We start from the raw sequence: 17,874 nt of genomic DNA, 5'->3' as shown, positions 1-17,874 counted from the left end.
TCGCGTTACTCTAGGCCTGTTTGCGCGTCAACCACAGCCCCTAAGATCGGCCCAAGGGGCAAACCGAAATCCGCGCGCCCCAATTGCGGTGCATAGAAGCGGGATACGTTTCCGTCCAAAAACAGCGCGTTGTTGATGGCGAAATGATCCTGAAACACGCGGGCAAATTGGTGGAATGTGACAGGCGCATCAGAAATCACCGCCACGACATATGTCCCCTCCATCCGAACGCCAACGCCGTTGCGAATATATCGCGATGTGCTGTCGGGCAAAAAGGCGGGATGCAACGCACCATCAATCACCAACATCGGGCCAGATTGTGTCGCATATTCGCAAACGGGTGGCGCGGCTTCAAAGTTGCGCGCCTCAATCACCGCGGCCTTCCCTGCATTCAGGCAGAAAACGCCATTTGGCAGAAGGCCAAAATTACCTGGCCCGTCAGATGTTATGATCCGCATCTCCTCTTGGCCTTGCTCAACATAAAGACCGACAGGTCGGCGATCAGGGTGATACATCCCGCCATTCATCGCAAAGGCCAAAACCTGATTTTCAGGTAAGCTGTCTGCCACATTGAGGAAAGAACCAAAAATCTCGCCCGCACCATCGCGTAGAAAGAGCCGCATCTGAGCGCGGGTCAGATCAATTTCACAAGCGGTGAAGGGCGTTTCTTCAAAGCGAAAATCCGCGCAAGATACAGGCGCCTGATCCGCCCATAGGACTGCAGGCCCGCCTCCGCCCAGCGCACATAAGGCGCCCAAAAGCAGTGATTTAATCTTCCCCGTCATCGCGATCTGGGGCCTCGACATCGCGGCGCACTTTTTCATCGGCAAACATACGGCGCGTCTCGTCCATGCGATCAAAGGTTTCATCAATCAAAAACCGCAGGTCAGGTGCATATTTCAGCGTCATCTCACGACTGATGGCGCGGCGTAATTCGCCCGTGTTGCGCCGCAGCGCTGTCAGGGCTTCCTCGCGCTGACCACCGCCTAACGGCATCACGTAAACATGCGCCACTTTGAGGTCTGGGGTCGCGCGCACTTCGCCCACTGTGATTGACAGGCGATTAAGCTCGGCATCATGCACTTCGCCGCGGTTCAGCACATCGGACAGAGTGCGGCGGATCAATTCGCCCACGCGCAACTGGCGCTGTGACGGGCCTGGCCCCTCATGGAACTTGTTTTTTGCCATCCGCACTCTCCTAAGTCTCTCTCGCATCTAGGCGATCATGGCCCGCCTCGCAAGCGCGGGCTTTCCGATTTGCATCGCTTGGGGTAGAGGGAAGGGAACACAGGAGGATGGCATGAGCGAGTCAATCGGGATCATCATTACAGGCGCATCAGGCCGCATGGGGCGGATGTTGATCGAAACCGTAGAGGCCAACCCCGCCACCCATTTGGTCGGCGTCACCGAACGCCCAGGCCATACATGGATCGGTCAGGATTTGGGCGCAGCCATGGGGCGCGGTGAGATGGGTGTGCCAGTCGTGGACGACCTTCTTGAAATTTTGCCCAAAGCCAAAGCCATCATCGACTTCACATCGCCTGAAGCCACGGTGGCGCATTCAGTTTTGGCGGCCCAAGCCCGTGTGGCCCATGTCATTGGCACAACGGGCATGGATGATGCAGCGCTTGCAAAACTCAAGGCCGCCGCCCGCCATGCCACCATCGTGCGCGCAGGCAATATGAGCCTTGGGGTCAACCTGCTCGTGCAGATCACCAAACAGGTGGCCGCTGCATTGGATGAGGATTTCGACATTGAAATCGTGGAGGCGCATCACAACCGCAAGGTTGATGCCCCTTCTGGCACGGCCATCATGCTCGGCGAAGCCGCCGCAGAGGGGCGCGGGGTTTCCCTTGCAGATGTCCGCGATGCAGGCCGTGACGGGATCACGGGCGCGCGGGAGGCGGGCGCAATAGGTTTTTCTGCCATTCGAGGCGGCGATATTGTCGGCGAGCATGATGTGATCTTTGCGGCGGCAGGGGAACGTCTTATCCTGCGCCATATTGCAACGGATCGCTCCATTTTTGCGCGCGGCGCCCTTAAGGCCGCTATTTGGGCACAAGACCAAGGCCCAGGTGAATTTTCTATGCTGGATGTGCTTGGACTGTGATCTAAGTCGCTCTATCTTTCGTAACACAGCGATAGATGTTGGTTACGGAGCAGACTATGCTGAACAGATTGGCGCTCGGCACAATGCTTGGTGTCTTGATTGTGGCGAATGCCGCAGCGGCGGAAGGCTTTACGCCCGTGACGGATCGGGCAAGGTTCGTTTCTTTGATCGAAGGGCGCGAACTTACCCGTTTTGGCATTCGATTGACGGTTGAGCCTGATGGCGACATCACGGGACGCGCCTTTGGACGCCCAGTTACGGGGGATTGGGCGTGGCAAAATGGCTATTTCTGCCGCAATCTCAGCTTTGGCGCAGAGCCACTAGAATATAATTGCCAATTGGTGGAGGAGCGGGAGGGCACCCTGCGATTTACGGCTGATGAGGGCGCGGGCATCTATGCTGACCTGACACTGCGCTAGGTGGCAGGCCCCGCATCAAAAGTCAATGGCGATGCCTTTTTTCTCCCAATCGCCATAGCGCACGGGTTCGGGGCCATCGCGCCCCCCAAGCTCCTTGGGCAATTCTACCGCTCCCGCCTCAGCGCGGCGGGCTTCCGCCTCAGCCAAGGCCCTCTGTGCAGCGGGCGGCAGGTCACGCTTGTCCGTCTTAGTCTCACTCATAGCGGCCTCATAGCGCAGCAAAAGGGCTGCATGATTGATCTCTGTCTCCCCCGTGATATACGGCAGCGAAACCCAGAGACAAGGATAGAAAATGGCGCGGACACGCGAAGAGGGTCGCCAAGACACCCAAGGTTTAGGCCCCCGCAAGGCCGCATTGGCCATTTTGCGCGCGGTTTATCTTGACCGCCAGATGGTCGCTCATCTCGACCAACCGCGGGGTCTTGCCCCCGAGGATCGCGCCCGCGCCGAGCGTTTGGCCCAAACGGTGCTGCGCCACACAGGCCGCATTGACACCTTGCTGTCTGACTATCTCGAGCGCCGTCCACACCCATTGGCCCAAAATATTTTGCGTCTTGGGGTTGCAGAATTGTTGCTTGATGAAGCCGAAGCCTATGGCGTGGTCAACGCGGCTGTTGCCATCGCCAAACAAGGCCGCGCAACAGGCGGCGCGGCCGGTTTGATCAACGCTGTCCTGCGTAAGGTCGATCAAGAAGGGCGCGCAAGATGGGCACAACTGGCCCCACAAACTTTGCCCGTTTGGTTGCGCAAAGCAGTTGGGGGGGCATGGGGCGAAACCGCAACCCGCGCGATTGAAGCCGCGCATGAGGCAGCTGCGCCAATTGACATCACCTTACGCGACCAAAGCGCCCCCTTCGAGGCAGGTGAACCCTTGCCCACAGGCAGCATCCGATTGCCGCGCCAAACCCAAATATCCACGCTAGGCGGCTATGAGGCGGGTGCGTTTTGGGTGCAAGATGCCGCCGCCGCCCTTCCTGTGAAACTCTTAGGCGATGTGTCAGGGCAACCAGTGCTTGATCTGTGCGCAGCACCTGGCGGCAAGACCATGCAGCTTGCAGCAGCAGGGGCGAAGGTCACCGCTCTTGATTTGTCGAAACACCGTATGGGCCGCGTGCGTGACAATCTACGCCGCACAGGCCTGTCGGCGGATATGGTCACGGCTGACGCGTTGGAATTCGACAGTGGCCCTTGGCCTATCATCGTGCTTGATGCACCCTGCTCGGCGACAGGAACAATAAGACGGCACCCTGACCTACCCTTCGTCAAATCCGCCCGTGAAGTGGAAGCGCTGACAAAGCTGCAAATGCAAATGCTTGATCATGCTATATCGCTTTTGGACACAGGCGGGCGCATGGTGTTTTGCACCTGCTCGCTCTTGCCCAATGAGGGTGAAAACCAAATCAAAGCCGCGCTGAAACGACACGCTAATCTCGCCGTCTTGCCACTTGCTCCCAAGGCGCTTGGGGTTGATCCCGCATGGATCAGTGCCGAAGGCGGTCTGCGTATCTTACCGCATTACTGGCAAGATCGTGGCGGAATTGACGGATTTTACATGGCGCTTTTGCAAAAGCGGTGACAGCGCAGGTTCAAGCCGCTACACAAGACAGACCGCTTGGCCAGCTGCTTGAATTATACGCATAATGACATCACTCCCGCTCCCGATCAGGGGATCGCAATCGGTGCCTGCCCTATCCGTGTCGCAACCTCATCAGGCTGCGGGCCGTGTTCATTTGAGGCTCAGCATCGCGGATTTGCGCCCTTCGGTTTACTTTGACCCCGACCATCGAAATCCGCGCGCGACAAAACAGGTGGTTCTCTTTTCCACGCTGGCAGATTATGGGGGCGCCATCGGATGGTGTTTTCTGCGCGCCCAATAGCACGGGGGCATCATGCGACCCCGTGATTGATGCAAATGCCAAGGAAACTCCATGACCGATCTCGCCCCCCTCTCCCGCGCCCTGATCTCTGTTTCTGACAAGACAGGTCTGATTGAGTTTGCCACGGCCTTGGCCGCACGGGGGGTTGATCTTTTGTCGACAGGCGGCACAGCCAAAGCCCTGCGCGAGGCAGGTCTTGCGGTGCGTGATGTTTCCGAGGTTACAAAATTTCCTGAAATGATGGATGGCCGCGTCAAAACCCTGCACCCGATGGTGCATGGCGGCTTGCTAGCTTTGCGTGACAATCCTGATCACCAAGCCGCCATGGCCGAGCATAACATCGCGCCGATCGATCTATTGGTGGTCAATCTCTACCCGTTCGAGGCGACTGTCGCCAAAGGGGCAAGCTACGAAGACTGCGTTGAGAATATCGACATCGGCGGGCCCGCGATGATCCGCGCTGCCGCAAAGAACCACGGTTTTGTCAGCGTTGTGACCGATCCCGAAGATTATACTGCCCTTCTGGCCGAGTTGGATGCGCAAGGCGGCCAAACCACGCTGCGCTTCCGCCAAACTTTGGCGCAGACCGCCTATGCTCGCACCGCCGCCTATGATGCGGCTGTCTCAACTTGGATGGCAGATGCTTTGGGGGATCCCGCACCGCGCCGCCGTGCTGTGGCAGGGCGCTTGGTGCAGTCGTTGCGTTACGGCGAAAACCCACATCAAGCGGCGGCCTTTTATACCGATGGAACAGGCCGCGCGGGCGTTGCCACCGCGAAACAGCACCAAGGCAAAGAGCTGTCCTACAATAACATCAACGACACAGACGCAGCCTTTGAATTGGTCAGCGAGTTCTTGCCCGATGGCGGCCCTGCCTGTGCGATTATCAAACATGCCAATCCCTGTGGCGTTGCCCGCGGCGCAAGCCTGACCGAGGCCTATTTGCGGGCCTTTGACTGCGACCGCACATCGGCCTTTGGGGGGATTATCGCCTTCAACCAACCGCTTGATGGTGCGACCGCAGAGGAAATCACAAAGATCTTCACCGAGGTTGTCATTGCCCCCGGTGCAGATGAGGAAGCGCGCGCCATTTTCGCCGCAAAGAAAAATCTACGCCTCTTGACCACAGATGCGCTTGCAGACCCAAAAGCAGCCGCGATGACCATCCGCCAAGTTTCAGGCGGGTATCTGGTGCAAGATAAAGACAATGGCCAAATTGATCTGAGCAATTTGAAAGTCGTGACCAAACTCAAACCATCCGATGCGCAGCTCACTGATTTGCTGTTCGCATGGAAAGTGGCCAAGCACGTCAAATCGAACGCGATTGTCTATGTCAACGACGGCGCCACTGTTGGCATCGGCGCAGGCCAGATGAGCCGTGTCGACAGTTCGCGCATTGCCGCGCGCAAGGCGCAGGATATGGCCGACATCCTTGGTCTTGCGCAAAGCCCTGCGATTGGTTCAGTTTTGGCCTCTGACGCTTTCTTCCCCTTCCCCGATGGTCTGCTTTCGGCTGCAGAGGCAGGGGCCAAGGCGGTAATCCAACCGGGCGGCTCCATGCGCGATGACGAGGTGATCGCTGCCGCCGATGAGGCAGGCCTTGCGATGGTCTTTACAGGAATGCGCCATTTCCGTCACTAAGGGGGGCATGATGACCCGTTTAACACTTATTGCCGCACTGTTTTGGATCATCCTTGATCAGGCCAGCAAATGGATCATGCTTTTAGTGCTTGATCTAGATCGTGTCGGACAGGTCTCGGTCATGCCGCCCTATCTGAATTTCATCATGGGTTGGAACCGCGGGATAAATTTTGGCCTCTTCGCCAACAGCCCCGACCTTCTGCGTTATGGTTTGATTGCTTTGGCGCTTGCGGTTTCCGCGTGGATGATCCTGCTGGGCCGCAACAGCCAGAGCAAACTCAGTGCGATTGCGGCGGGCTCAGTGGCAGGTGGGGCTTTGGGAAATGCGTTTGACCGCCTCTATCACGGGGCGGTTGTGGATTTCCTGAACATGTCCTGCTGCGGGATCAATAACCCCTATACGTTTAATATCGCAGATATCGGTATATTTGCGGGTGTGTTCGGGTTGCTCTTGTTTTCGAATGACGAAAAGCCCAAGGTATGAGAGAAGCCTTGGCATGACGTGGTGCTTTGTGCCATGGAGGATTTTATGAGCCGCAAACCGCATATTCTCCTGACCTTTTGCGCCCTGATGGGCCTTGCCGCCTGTTCACAGGGCGACCCATCTTTGATGAATTTACGCGCCAACCAATCTGGCCCAGATGAATTTGCCATTTTGCCAACACGCCCCATTGAAATCCCAACGGATTTGGCGGCGCTGCCTGAACCAACACCCGGTGGCACAAACCGCACCGACCCGACCCCTGAGTCAGATGCGATTGCCGCGCTTGGCGGAAATGCAGCGCGCGGCGGTGGTGTAACCAACAGCCTTTTGGCCCACGCGACACGCTTTGGTATTGAAGAGGGCATCCGCGACCAATTGGCTGCGGAAGATTTGGCCTTCCGCCGTGACAATGATGGGCGGCTCTTGGAGCGGGTCTTTGGCGTGAATGTCTATTACCGCGCCTATCGCCCGATCTCCTTGGATCGTTATGCCGAACTTGAGCGTCTGCGCCGTGCGGGCATTCGCACCCCCGCCGCACCCCCCGAGCCGCAGCCGCAGTAAGCCCGCATTGATCATCACTTTGTGACCGCGCCCTTGCGCGCGGCTGATTGAACCCTGTGCAGCGGCGGCCTATCTGTTTTTGCACATAGGCCAACCTAGGAGGAGTTATGCGCAGGATCATTGCGGCTTTAGTGGGGCTTGCATTGCTGCCAATCGGCACAGGCTACGCGCAAACCTCTGGCGATGTGACGAGCTTTACCTTGGACAATGGCATGGATGTGGTTGTGATCGAAGATCACCGCAGCCCCGCCGTTGTGCATATGGTCTGGTATCGCACCGGTGCGGCAGATGAACCTGAAGGCAAATCAGGCATCGCGCATTTCCTTGAACATTTGATGTTCAAAGAAACAGAAACCCGCGAAAGCGGAGAGTTTTCGCGCATTGTCGAAGAAAATGGCGGCGATGATAACGCGTTCACCTCGTGGGATTATACGGCCTATTTCCAACGCGTGGCCGCTGACCGCTTGCCCTTGATGATGGAGCTTGAGGCCGACCGCATGGCCAATCTGCGCCTCAACCCTGATGAGGTAGAGACAGAGCGCAGCGTGATATTAGAAGAACGCGCACAGCGCACAGATAGCAATCCAGGCGCGCTGTTTAACGAAGAATTCCGCCAATTGGCCTATCCAAGCCACCCTTACGGCATTCCGGTCATCGGGTGGCGGACGGAAATGGAGACGCTCAGCCGCGAAGATGCGTTGGCCTTTTACGAAACCTATTACGCCCCAAATAACGCCATCCTTGTTGTGGCAGGTGATGTGACCCCTGAGGAGGTGCGCAGACTGGCGCAAACCCATTACGGCGCGCTCGCTTCTGCAGAATTGCCCGCCCGCGCACGGGTCGAAGATGCCGCCCTTCCACAAGATCAACGATTTGAATTTGCCGATGAACGTGTCGCGCAGCCTTATGTGATGCGCAGCTATCGCGCGCCCGAGCGCGACCATGGCGCGCAAGAAGACGCCGCAGCCCTCAGCCTGTTGGCTGAAATCTTGGGGGGTGCCCCTTCTACCTCCGTCTTGGGGCGCGCCTTGCAATTCGACACACAGCGCTCGGTCTTTGCGACTGCCTATTACTCGGGCCTCAGCCTTGACGACACGCAATTCACCTTGATCAATATGCCAAGCGCGGGCGTCACCCTTGCAGAGGCGGAAGCCGATCTGGATCACGTCATTGCAGAGTTTCTAGAGCGCGGGATTGATCCAAACCAGTTTGAACGGATCAAACTTCTATATGAGGCCTCGGATATCTATGCGCGCGATAATGCTTCGGGGCTTGCGCGGCTTTACGGGATGGCCCTGACCTCAGGGCTTGAAGTGGAAGATGTCCAAAACTGGCCAGATGTGATTGCGGCCACCACGATGGACAATGTTATGGATGCGGCGCGGGCACTGTTTGCAGATGCGCCACGCGTGACTGGCTATTTGACCCAAGCACAGGCGGCGGAGAATTAATCATGCATTTCGTCAAACATATCTCTGCCGCACTTTTTGCTGTTATCTCCCTCGTCACACCGCTGCGTGCGGAAATTCAAATTCAGCCCGTCCTCAGCCCCAATGGCCATAGCGCATGGTTGGTTGAAGATCATTCAATCCCCTTTGTGGCGCTTGATATTCGCTTTGAGGGCGGCACGAATTTGGATGAACCTGGCAAACGCGGGGCGACCTATATGATGACAGGCCTGCTTGAGGAAGGCGCAGGTGATCTCACGGCACAGGGCTTTGCCGAGGCTGTGCAGGGCTTGGCCGCAGAATTTTCATTTTCATCCTATCGCGATACTGTGGCCATCAGCGCACGCATGCTGACGGAAAATCGCGATGCGGCGGCAGCACTTTTGCACGAGACGTTAAGCAATCCTCGCTTTGATGCCGATGCCATTGAACGGGTGCGGGGGCAAATTCAGTCAATACTCGCAAGCCAAGCGCAAGACCCAAATGCAATTGCAGGCCAGACATTTAATGCCTTGGCCTTTGGCGACCACCCTTATGCTTCCGCCGAAGAAGGTACCCCAGACAGCATTGCGTCCTTGACTCGCGATGATCTGATCACGGCCCATCGCAATGCTTTGGTCACATCACGGGTGTCCATTGGCGCATCGGGCGACATCACTGCCGAGGAATTGGGCGATCTCATTGACCGCCTTCTTGAGGGGCTGCCACAGACAGGGCCTGCTTTGCCGAGCATGGCAGGGTTTTCACCAAACACACGCCAAGCCGTGATTGACTATCCAAGCCCGCAATCCGTGATCCTTTTTGGGATGGAAGGGATTGCGATGGATGACCCCGATTTTTTCCCTGCCTTCGTGTTGAATGAAATCATTGGGGGAGGGTTCCGCGCGCGGCTGATGGAAGAACTGCGCGTGAAGCGTGGGTTGACCTATGGGGTTGGCACAAGCCTCTCGACAGCCGATTGGCAGCCCATGTGGCTTGGACAATTCTCCTCATCAAACGCCACCGTTGGCCAAGCATTAGAACTGGTCGATCAAATCCTGCGCGATGTCGCAGAAAATGGCGTAACTGACGAGGAATTACTGCGCGCCAAACGCTATATGACGGGGGCCTATCCCCTTCGCTTTGACGGAAATGGATCCATTGCAGGGATCATGGCAGGGATGCAGCAAAGCGGGATGCCGATTGACTATATCGCGAACCGCAATGCCTTCGTTGAGGCGGTCACATCTGAGGACATCGCCCGTGTCGCAAAACGGCTTTTGGATGTTGATAAAATGCTAACCGTGGTTGTGGGGCAACCCGAAGGACTGAACACCGCCCCCTGACGCGTTCCATTTCCGAATCGTGCAGGCGCGTGCTACTGATAGTGGCATGGGAAAGCCTGACCACAACATAAATGCCAATGAAGCCGTAGCGCGCCCGGTGATCCGCCAGCTTGATGAAGCGGCAATCAACCGAATCGCGGCAGGCGAAGTCGTGGAGCGGCCAGCCTCCGCGGTCAAGGAATTGGTGGAAAACGCGATCGATGCAGGGGCACGGCGGATCACAGTAGAAATCGCACATGGCGGCAAAACCTTGATCCGCGTTAGTGATGATGGCTGCGGCATGGGGCCTGAAGATTTGCCCATGGCCCTCTCTCGCCATGCGACATCTAAGATTGACGGCTCAGACCTGTTGAATATTCAAAGTTTCGGCTTTCGTGGCGAGGCGCTGCCCAGTTTGGGCGCGGTTGGCCGCCTGACCATCACCAGCCGCGCAGCTGGTGAGGATGGTCATGAGATCTCTGTCTCGGGTGGACGGCAAGAGCGGATCAAACCCGCCTCCATGTCACTTGGCACGGTGGTAGAGTTGCGCGATCTGTTTTTCGCAACCCCCGCGCGACTGAAATTCCTCAAAACCGAACGCGCCGAAACCCAAGCAATCACCGATGTGATCAAACGCCTCGCCATGGCCGAGCCCAGCGTTGGGTTCCAATTGATTGATTGCAGCGATGGCCGCCGCACTCTGTTTTCCGTTGATCCCGAAATAGGGGATCTCTTTGATGCGCTTTCCAGTCGATTGGGCCAAGTAATGGGCCGCGATTTTGTGGATAACGCCCTTCAGATTGACGCATCGCGCGAGGAAATCCGCCTCATCGGTCTAGCAGCCCTGCCAACCTATTCTCGCGGCTCTGCGGTGGCCCAATATCTTTTCGTCAATGGTCGCCCAGTGCGCGACAAGCTTTTGATCGGGGCGCTGCGTGGGGCTTATGCCGATTTCCTCAGCCGCGATCGCCACCCTGCTGCGGCTCTCTTCATCGAATGCCCGCCTGAACGGGTGGATGTGAATGTGCATCCTGCAAAGGCGGAGGTGCGGTTCCGTGAAGCGGGTGTCGTGCGGGGGTTGATTGTCTCGAGTTTGCGCCATGCCTTGGCCGAGGCGGGCCATCGCGCATCAAGCACAGTGGCCGCAGAAACCTTGGGCGCCATGCGTCCCGAGGGTGGCGCGCCGCAGCAGCTCTATCAAGGTGGCTACTCGGCACCACAAACGCGGCCCAGCACCTATCGCAGCGCCGATGCGTTTCAAGCGCCTGAACAGGTTGGCCTCGCTGAAACAGCCCCCCAATTTGACGCCCCATCCCACCGCGTAGCAGATCCTGATCCTGCGCCCTCTTTTGCCGAAAAGAACCATCCTTTGGGGGCGGCCGCGGCGCAACTGCATGAAAATTACATCATCGCTCAAACCGCCACGGGCCTTGTGATCGTGGATCAACACGCCGCCCATGAACGCTTGGTTTATGAGCGGCTGAAAAAACAGATGGCCACCAACGGCGTGGCGCGGCAGGCTTTGCTGATCCCTGATATCGTGACCCTTGGGCCTGATGCCGCCATTCTTTTGGATCACGCTGACAGTCTTGCACAATTTGGTCTGATCATTGAGCCCTTTGGCGAACGCGCACTTGCCGTGCGCGAAACCCCTGCCATTCTGGGTGCGGTCAACAGCGAGGCACTGCTGCGCGATATTTTGGACGAGATTGCCGATATGGGCGAAAGCCAAATGGTGCAGGCTCGGATTGAGGCGATCTTGTCACGCGTGGCCTGTCACGGATCCATCCGTTCGGGGCGTGCAATGCGCGTGGAAGAAATGAACGCGCTTTTGCGCGAAATGGAGGCCACCCCGCATTCCGGTCAATGCAATCATGGCCGCCCCACATATGTGGAACTTGCCTTGAGCGATATTGAAAAACTTTTTGGTCGCAGGTAAGTGATGCAACTTGATCTGTCCAATCCAATAATCCTTGGCGCACTCATTGGAGGGGTGATCCTCATCGCCCTTTTTTGGGTGATCCTTGTAGGGGTGAAAGCGGCCAATCGATCGGCTGCAATGATGGAACCCTTGGCCCGCAACCTTGGCGGTCTTGAAGCACGGGTGCAATCTCTTTCTGATGGGCAACAGCAACTATCGGGCGGACTTGCGCAGGTGGTTGATCTGCAATCCAAGACCCAAGCACAGATGTTGCAAGCCATGGAGCGCCGCCTTGAGGAAGTGCAAAAGGGCATGAGTGAGACGCTGCACGGCACATCAACGCGCACCGCCCGTAGTCTTGGGGAATTGCAGCAGAAGCTCGAACAAATCGATCGGGCGCAGGCCAAGATTGAGAAACTGTCAGGCGATGTTTTGGGCCTTCAGGACATTCTTTCGAACAAGCAAACGCGCGGCGCATTTGGCGAGATCCAGCTCAATGATATTGTCTCAAAGGCGCTGCCCAGTGACAGCTATGCGTTCCAAGCGACCCTCTCAAACGGAAAGCGCGCCGATTGCTTGATCCATCTGCCTAAACCCCCCGGCCCGATTGTGATCGACAGCAAATTCCCGCTAGAGGCCTATGAGGCATTGCGCGCAGCAAAGACCGCACAAGAAACCCAAGACGCCGCCCGCGCCTTTCGCACATCTGTGCGCGGCCATATCAAGGCAATTTCTGAGCGCTACATTCTTGAGGGTGAAACTGCCGATGGCGCGCTGATGTTCCTGCCATCCGAAGCGGTTTATGCCGAATTGCACGCCAATTTTCCTGAGATTGTCCGCGAAGGGTTCGCGGCACGGGTCTGGATTGTATCCCCCACCACTTGCATGGCCACGCTCAACACGATGCGGGCGGTTCTCAAAGATGCACGGATGCGCGAGCAAGCAGGCGCGATCCGCAAGCAACTGGGCCTGTTGCATCGTGATGTGGAACTGGTGTTCGAGCGGGTGAATAAGTTGAACACCCATTTCGGGCAGGCGCGCAAAGATATTGATGATATTTCAATCGCCGCAGAACGCGCGGGCAAACGGGCGATCAAGCTTGATAATTTCGATTTCGAGGAAATCGCCCCTGACCCAATGCCACCGCTTCCCGATAAGTAGATCAACTCCGCGCGAAAACATCGGCGAGAATTTTGGTTAATTCCTGCACATCCGTTTCGGTAAAGGCATCCGCCTGATCGCTGTCGATGTCAAAAACCGCGATTAACGCGCCCTCGGCATCAAAAACGGGCAAGACCAGTTCGGACAAGGTGCTGCTTGAACACGCAATGTGATCTGGAAACGCGTTCACATCTGCCACCAATTGCGGGACGCGACTGCGCGCGCAGGCCCCGCAGACCCCGCGCGAGAACGGGATCACCAAGCACCCATGCCCCCCCTGATAGGGGCCAATTTTAAGAGTTTCGGGCGCTGTGACGCGGTAGAACCCAACCCAATCAAACCGCGCATCGGCGTGATACACCTCACAGGCGATGGTGGCCATCAGGGCGATTTGTTCAGTTTCACCATGGGTCAGGCTGTCAATCGTTGCGGCTAGGGTCGGATAATCCATCGGGGGCCTCTTAATGCTTCGCCTCGATATAGGCCATCCTGGGCGGCGAAGAAAGCTGCGCTTGGTAACCTTTCAGCAAGGAATTCGGACTAGCCTTTTGGTTGTGTTACCCTCTCCATAGGTGATGAAATGGATGTGCGTCTGGATATTGAACCCATCCCTAACGGGTTGATCGTAAAGGTTTGCGCCAGTCGGGTGGATGCTGCCGCTGCCTTGGCCTTCCGTGATGCCTGTCGACAAGCCACCGCAAAAACCGAAGGTGCACGGGTCATTTTAGATATGGAAGATGTGACCTTCCTAGATTCCAGCGGTCTGGGCACGCTTGTTGCCATGCGCAAATCCCTTGGGCAGGATCGGCAACTTGAACTGACAAGCCTCTCCCCATTGGTCGATAAGGTGTTGCGCCTGACGGCGATGGATAAAGTCTTTGCAATTCACCCAAATAAGACCGCAGCGCTGAACCATAGCGCATGACAACAGGGATAGATACTCAAGCATGCGGGGGCGCTACGATATGATGTGGAGTTTGACAAGCCATCCCCAGTCGGCGCGGCAAACATTGGCACAGATTTGCACCTATCTGCGCGAATGCGACCTTGATGAAGGCCAATGCCTAAACGTTGAGTTGGTCTTGGCGGAAGCGCTGAACAATATTTGCGAACACGCTTATGCAGGGGCCGATGACGGACGCATTTTAACGGCGATTTCCTGTCGGGGCGCACAGGTGCAGTGTCATATCACCGATAAAGGGCGCGCGATGCCGAACCTGACACCCCCTCTTGGTGGATTCCGCGACCCTGACAGCTTCGCCTTTGATGACCTGCCCGAAGGTGGATTTGGCTGGGGCCTGATCCGCGCGACTGCGCAAGACGTCCAATATGAACGGCGCGATTTAGAAAATCATCTTTTCCTAACCATTGCGGCTGAATTGGAACAAAGCCCGCAATTGGCCTGTGGGCTTGTCTAAATTTAGCCAACACTGCCACAAAATCACCTTGGTCTGATCATAGCCGCGGCCAAATTCGCAGCCATTAAAGCAGGGTAGCGCTTATGCTTCCCCCGATGGTGCGTTTTTATCGCCCTCACTTGTTACGCATCATCGGGGTTCTTGACCACTTGCAGCGCCCCCCATTCCCGCTAGTTTTGCTAAAATCTTTTCGGCAGGAGCAGGGACAATGATGCGTGATTTCCAGAGGCAAGGGCGCTCAGCCTTGATTACCACCCAAGGGGCGGTTGCAACCTCGCACCCGCTCGCCGCCAAAACGGGAGTGCAAATCTTGGAACAGGGCGGCAATGCGATGGATGCGGCCATTGCCACAGCGATCCTCTTGGGGCTCTGTGAGCCACAATCAACAGGGCTTGGCGGCGATTTATTCGCCATGGTGTCCTATGAGGGGCAGAAGGATATTATTGGCCTGAATGCATCGGGCCGTGCGCCAAAGGCGTTGGACCCAGCAGCGCTGCGTGCGGCAGGGCATCGCTCTATTCCGCTCGACAATATCAATGCTGTCACCGTGCCAGGGGCCGTTGATGGGTTTTGCCGCCTTCACCAAGATCACGGGACATTGCCGCTTGAAGACATCCTCGCCCCTTCGATCTTCTACGCTGAACATGGCATTCCCGTTGCACCGCGCGTGGCTTTCGATTGGGACGAGGCACGCGATACGCTCCGCGGTCGGGCCCGCGACATGTATATGTGGAACGACCAACCGCCCCAAATTGGCGCGCTGTTCACGGCCAAGGGGCAGGCTGAGGTGCTGCGCCGCATCGCGCGCGAAGGTCGTGCAGGGTTCTACGAAGGCGAAGTGGCCGAGGATTTGGTTAACTCCCTGCGTGCCCTTGGCGGCAGCCACAGCCTAGAAGATTTCGCAGCCACAGCCTGCGATTACGTCACCCCAATCTCGACCCGCTATCGTGATCATGACTTGATTGAATTGCCACCCAATGGTCAGGGCGCAACCGCGCTGTTGTTGGCCAATATCCTTTCCCAGTTTGACCTCGGCGCGATGGATCCTTTCGGTGCGGCCCGCGCCCATATCGAGGCCGAAGCAACCAAACTGGCCTATGATGCACGCAATCGTTTTATCTCTGATCCTGATCACCTGACCCGTTTGGATCATATGCTGTCAGATCAAACCGCACAGGCCTTGGCAGGCTTGATTGATCCCACGCGCGCGATGGCTGACCCACATCAGGCCTCGGGCGCAGTGCATAAAGATACGGTATATCTCAGCGTGGTTGATAAAAACCGCATGGCCGTCTCAATGATCTATTCGATCTTCCATTCCTTTGGCTCGGGCTATGCTTCTGATAAGTTTGGTATTTTGTTTCAAAACCGCGGCGCGGGCTTCTCACTGCAAGAGGGGCACCCGAATGAGGCCATGGGCGGCAAGCGTCCCTTGCATACCATTATTCCCGCCTTCTTACGCTACCCTGACCAAAGTTTGATGCCCTTCGGGGTCATGGGCGGCGCATATCAGGCCACGGGCCACGCGCGTCTGATCACCAATATCATCGACTATGGGATGGATATTCAAACTGCGATTGATGGTGCGCGCAGCTTTGCGGATCAGGGTAAATTGCAGCTTGAGCGGGGATATAGCCCGCATGTGGCCGATGATTTACGCAAATTGGGCCATGAGCTGATCGACCCCTATCGGGCCATTGGCGGCGCGCAAGCCATTAAAATTGACGCAAGCTCAGGGCTTTTGATCGCAGGTTCGGATCCCCGTAAAGACGGTCTTGCCTTGGGGTATTGAGATCAATTCAGCTGGTAATCCAAAGGATAGGCCCCGTTCTGAAACTCACCGAACAATTCGGGCAGATCGGGGTGATCCACGGGTTCGCCCGTATCGTCAATCTCAAGGTTTTGTTCGGAAACATAGGCCACGTAGTAGCTATGATCATTTTCCGCCAGAAGGTGGTAAAATGGCTGCTCCTTGATGGGCCGCTTATCTTCGGGGATGGAGTTATACCATTCCTCAGTATTCGAAAACTGGGTGTCGATATCAAAGATCACCCCGCGAAACGGGTGCTTCTTGTGGCGCACGACCTGCCCAAGATTGAATTTAGCATGCCGTTTGAGCATCTAGACCCCCTATGATCCAACGCGCACCGTAATCCTGTCGCCCTTATTTGTCCATGACCCGCAGTGCAGATCAGGCGAAACAGATTGTTGAAACAAAGGATGCCGATCATGCGGGAATTTATTTTCATTTCGGCGCAACTGGCGTATGATTTCCCCATAAAAAGAGAGCAGTCCAATAAAGGATCAGGCATATGAACCGCTTTGCGTTGCTTCCGCTGGTGTTGGCGCTCGGCGCCTGCGTGGGATCAGCCACCCCACCACGCAATGTGGATAATGCCTGCGCAATCATCGAAGAACGCCCCTATTATCTAAGCGCCATGCAGGCCACCGAGGCCAATTGGGGCGTCCCTATCGCGGTTCAGATGGCCACGATCTACCATGAAAGTAGTTTCGTCAGCAACGCACGAACCCCGCGCCGCTATGCACTTGGGGTCATCCCTGCAGGGCGGCAAAGCTCAGCGTTCGGTTACAGCCAAGCCCTTGATGGGACATGGGATGAATACCGCGATGACACAGGTCGGCGGTTTGCCAGACGCACCGATATCTCCGATGCCACCGATTTCATGGGGTGGTATATGAACCGCTCGCGCGAAAGAAACGGCATCGCGCTGACGGATGCGCGCAACCAATATCTGGCCTATCATGAAGGTCATCGTGGTTATTCACGCGGCACCTATCGCAACAAAGCATGGCTTATGCGCGTGGCAGATCGTGTCGAAGCGCGCGCCGCGCTCTATGATCGGCAACTGGCAAGCTGCACCGCGACCCAAGGCTAGCGGCTGCGCTGTTCCGCCTCAAAGGTCGGGCTGAACAGAAAATTCGAATAATCCTGCCCAAAGATGAAATCACCCAGCGCGACCACAACAGTCTCGCCATATTCATTGCGGGTCATCCATTGCACAAGGCGCACAGGCGCATCCACAAAGACCAGCGTCAATTCCCCCGCCTCTGGGCGGTCTTGATCACGGGCCACCACGCGGGTGGTGCCATCTTCGGCTTCTCGATGATCAACCACCAAATCCGAAGTCGCGAGAGACACGTTGCGACCCAAAATCAAATCAAGCGGGGTGACGCTTAACGGATATTGCAAGGGCTGCGCATCGGTCAGGTCTTCAAAAATTGCAACTTGCCCGCCGCCCACAACGACCAGAACATCGCTATTATCATACTCAAATCGCGCCCGCCCTGGGCGGTGCATGAAGAGACGCCCCGTCACCTCGGTGCCATCGGCGTTATACTGCGTGAATGGGGCTTCCGCTGTGCGAATGCCTGCAAAATAAGCCGACAAATCTGCCAAGGAAATCGGGGCCGCCGCCGCGGGCAGGGCAAAGAGCGCGGCCAAAACGGCCATGGTCACAATTGGTTTTTTCATGCCCCATCCATAGCGCGAAAGCACTCTCAATGACACG

Annotated in this window: 20 protein-coding genes; 14 read left to right on the top strand and 6 right to left on the bottom strand. The window is 56.7% G+C overall.

The window, feature by feature from the left end:
• Positions 1-5: 5 nt before the first annotated feature.
• A complete protein-coding gene (locus AAC636_RS02385) occupies positions 6-785 on the bottom strand; it encodes a phosphodiester glycosidase family protein (RefSeq protein WP_340300269.1) in 780 nt (259 codons plus the stop codon).
• Complete coding sequence (gene rbfA / locus AAC636_RS02380; protein WP_317656742.1) at positions 769-1,188, bottom strand: 30S ribosome-binding factor RbfA; 420 nt, start codon at positions 1,186-1,188, stop codon at positions 769-771. Before rbfA ends, AAC636_RS02385 begins: the two co-directional genes overlap by 17 nt.
• A gap of 112 nt (positions 1,189-1,300) precedes the next feature.
• Here rbfA and dapB point away from each other — a divergent pair, with 112 nt between their 5' ends.
• Positions 1,301-2,110 (top strand): 4-hydroxy-tetrahydrodipicolinate reductase, encoded by an 810-nt coding sequence (dapB, locus tag AAC636_RS02375; protein WP_340300268.1) that lies wholly within the window; start codon positions 1,301-1,303, stop codon positions 2,108-2,110.
• Positions 2,111-2,166: 56 nt separating this feature from the next.
• Entirely contained in the window at positions 2,167-2,529 is a 363-nt protein-coding gene (locus AAC636_RS02370) for a dihydrodipicolinate reductase (protein ID WP_340300267.1), read from the top strand.
• A 15-nt stretch (positions 2,530-2,544) separates the two neighbouring features.
• Here AAC636_RS02370 and AAC636_RS02365 read toward each other — a convergent pair whose 3' ends face one another.
• Positions 2,545-2,730, bottom strand: coding sequence for a DUF1674 domain-containing protein (locus AAC636_RS02365; protein ID WP_340300266.1), 186 nt, complete (start codon positions 2,728-2,730; stop codon positions 2,545-2,547).
• A gap of 91 nt (positions 2,731-2,821) precedes the next feature.
• Between AAC636_RS02365 and AAC636_RS02360 the strand changes: the two genes are divergently transcribed.
• The 8 genes from AAC636_RS02360 (at position 2,822) to AAC636_RS02325 (ending at position 12,926) form a co-directional block, all read left to right on the top strand.
• Entirely contained in the window at positions 2,822-4,105 is a 1,284-nt protein-coding gene (locus AAC636_RS02360; RefSeq protein ID WP_340300265.1) for an RsmB/NOP family class I SAM-dependent RNA methyltransferase, read from the top strand.
• 352 nt (positions 4,106-4,457) lie between these two features.
• Positions 4,458-6,047: a bifunctional phosphoribosylaminoimidazolecarboxamide formyltransferase/IMP cyclohydrolase gene (gene purH / locus AAC636_RS02355; RefSeq protein ID WP_340300264.1), complete on the top strand. Its 1,590-nt coding sequence runs from the start codon at positions 4,458-4,460 to the stop codon at positions 6,045-6,047.
• Between the two features lie 10 nt (positions 6,048-6,057).
• The gene (lspA, locus tag AAC636_RS02350) at positions 6,058-6,531 is read left to right on the top strand and encodes a signal peptidase II (protein ID WP_340252909.1); all 474 of its coding nucleotides are present in this window, start codon (positions 6,058-6,060) and stop codon (positions 6,529-6,531) included.
• Positions 6,532-6,576: 45 nt separating this feature from the next.
• Entirely contained in the window at positions 6,577-7,092 is a 516-nt protein-coding gene (locus AAC636_RS02345; protein ID WP_340252911.1) for a DUF3035 domain-containing protein, read from the top strand.
• 107 nt (positions 7,093-7,199) lie between these two features.
• The gene (locus AAC636_RS02340) at positions 7,200-8,543 is read left to right on the top strand and encodes a M16 family metallopeptidase (protein ID WP_340300263.1); all 1,344 of its coding nucleotides are present in this window, start codon (positions 7,200-7,202) and stop codon (positions 8,541-8,543) included.
• A gap of 2 nt (positions 8,544-8,545) precedes the next feature.
• Positions 8,546-9,865, top strand: coding sequence for a M16 family metallopeptidase (locus AAC636_RS02335; RefSeq protein WP_340300262.1), 1,320 nt, complete (start codon positions 8,546-8,548; stop codon positions 9,863-9,865).
• A 46-nt stretch (positions 9,866-9,911) separates the two neighbouring features.
• Entirely contained in the window at positions 9,912-11,783 is a 1,872-nt protein-coding gene (mutL, locus tag AAC636_RS02330) for a DNA mismatch repair endonuclease MutL (RefSeq protein ID WP_340300261.1), read from the top strand.
• A 3-nt stretch (positions 11,784-11,786) separates the two neighbouring features.
• Positions 11,787-12,926 (top strand): DNA recombination protein RmuC, encoded by a 1,140-nt coding sequence (locus AAC636_RS02325; RefSeq protein WP_340252919.1) that lies wholly within the window; start codon positions 11,787-11,789, stop codon positions 12,924-12,926.
• A gap of 1 nt (position 12,927) precedes the next feature.
• On the opposite strand, the gene AAC636_RS02320 is transcribed toward AAC636_RS02325, so the two are convergent.
• Positions 12,928-13,377, bottom strand: a complete 450-nt coding sequence (locus AAC636_RS02320; protein ID WP_340252921.1) for a GAF domain-containing protein — start codon at positions 13,375-13,377, stop codon at positions 12,928-12,930.
• Positions 13,378-13,506: 129 nt separating this feature from the next.
• On the opposite strand from AAC636_RS02320, the gene AAC636_RS02315 reads away from it, so the two are divergent.
• From AAC636_RS02315 to AAC636_RS02305, 3 genes are all read left to right on the top strand, one after another.
• Positions 13,507-13,851: an STAS domain-containing protein gene (locus AAC636_RS02315; RefSeq protein ID WP_340252923.1), complete on the top strand. Its 345-nt coding sequence runs from the start codon at positions 13,507-13,509 to the stop codon at positions 13,849-13,851.
• 22 nt (positions 13,852-13,873) lie between these two features.
• Positions 13,874-14,344, top strand: a complete 471-nt coding sequence (locus tag AAC636_RS02310) for an ATP-binding protein (protein ID WP_340300260.1) — start codon at positions 13,874-13,876, stop codon at positions 14,342-14,344.
• A gap of 211 nt (positions 14,345-14,555) precedes the next feature.
• Positions 14,556-16,136 carry a gamma-glutamyltransferase family protein gene (locus AAC636_RS02305; protein ID WP_340301070.1) on the top strand — a complete coding sequence of 527 codons (1,581 nt, stop codon included), beginning with the start codon at positions 14,556-14,558 and terminating at the stop codon, positions 16,134-16,136.
• A gap of 2 nt (positions 16,137-16,138) precedes the next feature.
• Here the strand turns inward: AAC636_RS02305 and hspQ are convergent, their stop codons facing one another.
• A complete protein-coding gene (gene hspQ, locus AAC636_RS02300; protein WP_317656758.1) occupies positions 16,139-16,465 on the bottom strand; it encodes a heat shock protein HspQ in 327 nt (108 codons plus the stop codon).
• Between the two features lie 191 nt (positions 16,466-16,656).
• On the opposite strand from hspQ, the gene AAC636_RS02295 reads away from it, so the two are divergent.
• Positions 16,657-17,241 carry a transglycosylase SLT domain-containing protein gene (locus AAC636_RS02295; protein ID WP_340300259.1) on the top strand — a complete coding sequence of 195 codons (585 nt, stop codon included), beginning with the start codon at positions 16,657-16,659 and terminating at the stop codon, positions 17,239-17,241.
• Here AAC636_RS02295 and AAC636_RS02290 read toward each other — a convergent pair.
• Complete coding sequence (locus tag AAC636_RS02290) at positions 17,238-17,837, bottom strand: LolA family protein (RefSeq protein ID WP_340300258.1); 600 nt, start codon at positions 17,835-17,837, stop codon at positions 17,238-17,240. The two genes, AAC636_RS02295 and AAC636_RS02290, sit on opposite strands and share 4 nt — an antisense overlap.
• Between the last annotated feature and the right edge of the window lie 37 nt (positions 17,838-17,874).

The sequence above is a fragment of the Roseobacter sp. HKCCD5988 genome (genome assembly GCF_037830355.1).
Lineage (GTDB): Bacteria > Pseudomonadota > Alphaproteobacteria > Rhodobacterales > Rhodobacteraceae > M30B80.
Note: the sequence above shows the minus strand (reverse complement) of the source record. Positions and strands in the feature narration are given on the sequence as shown.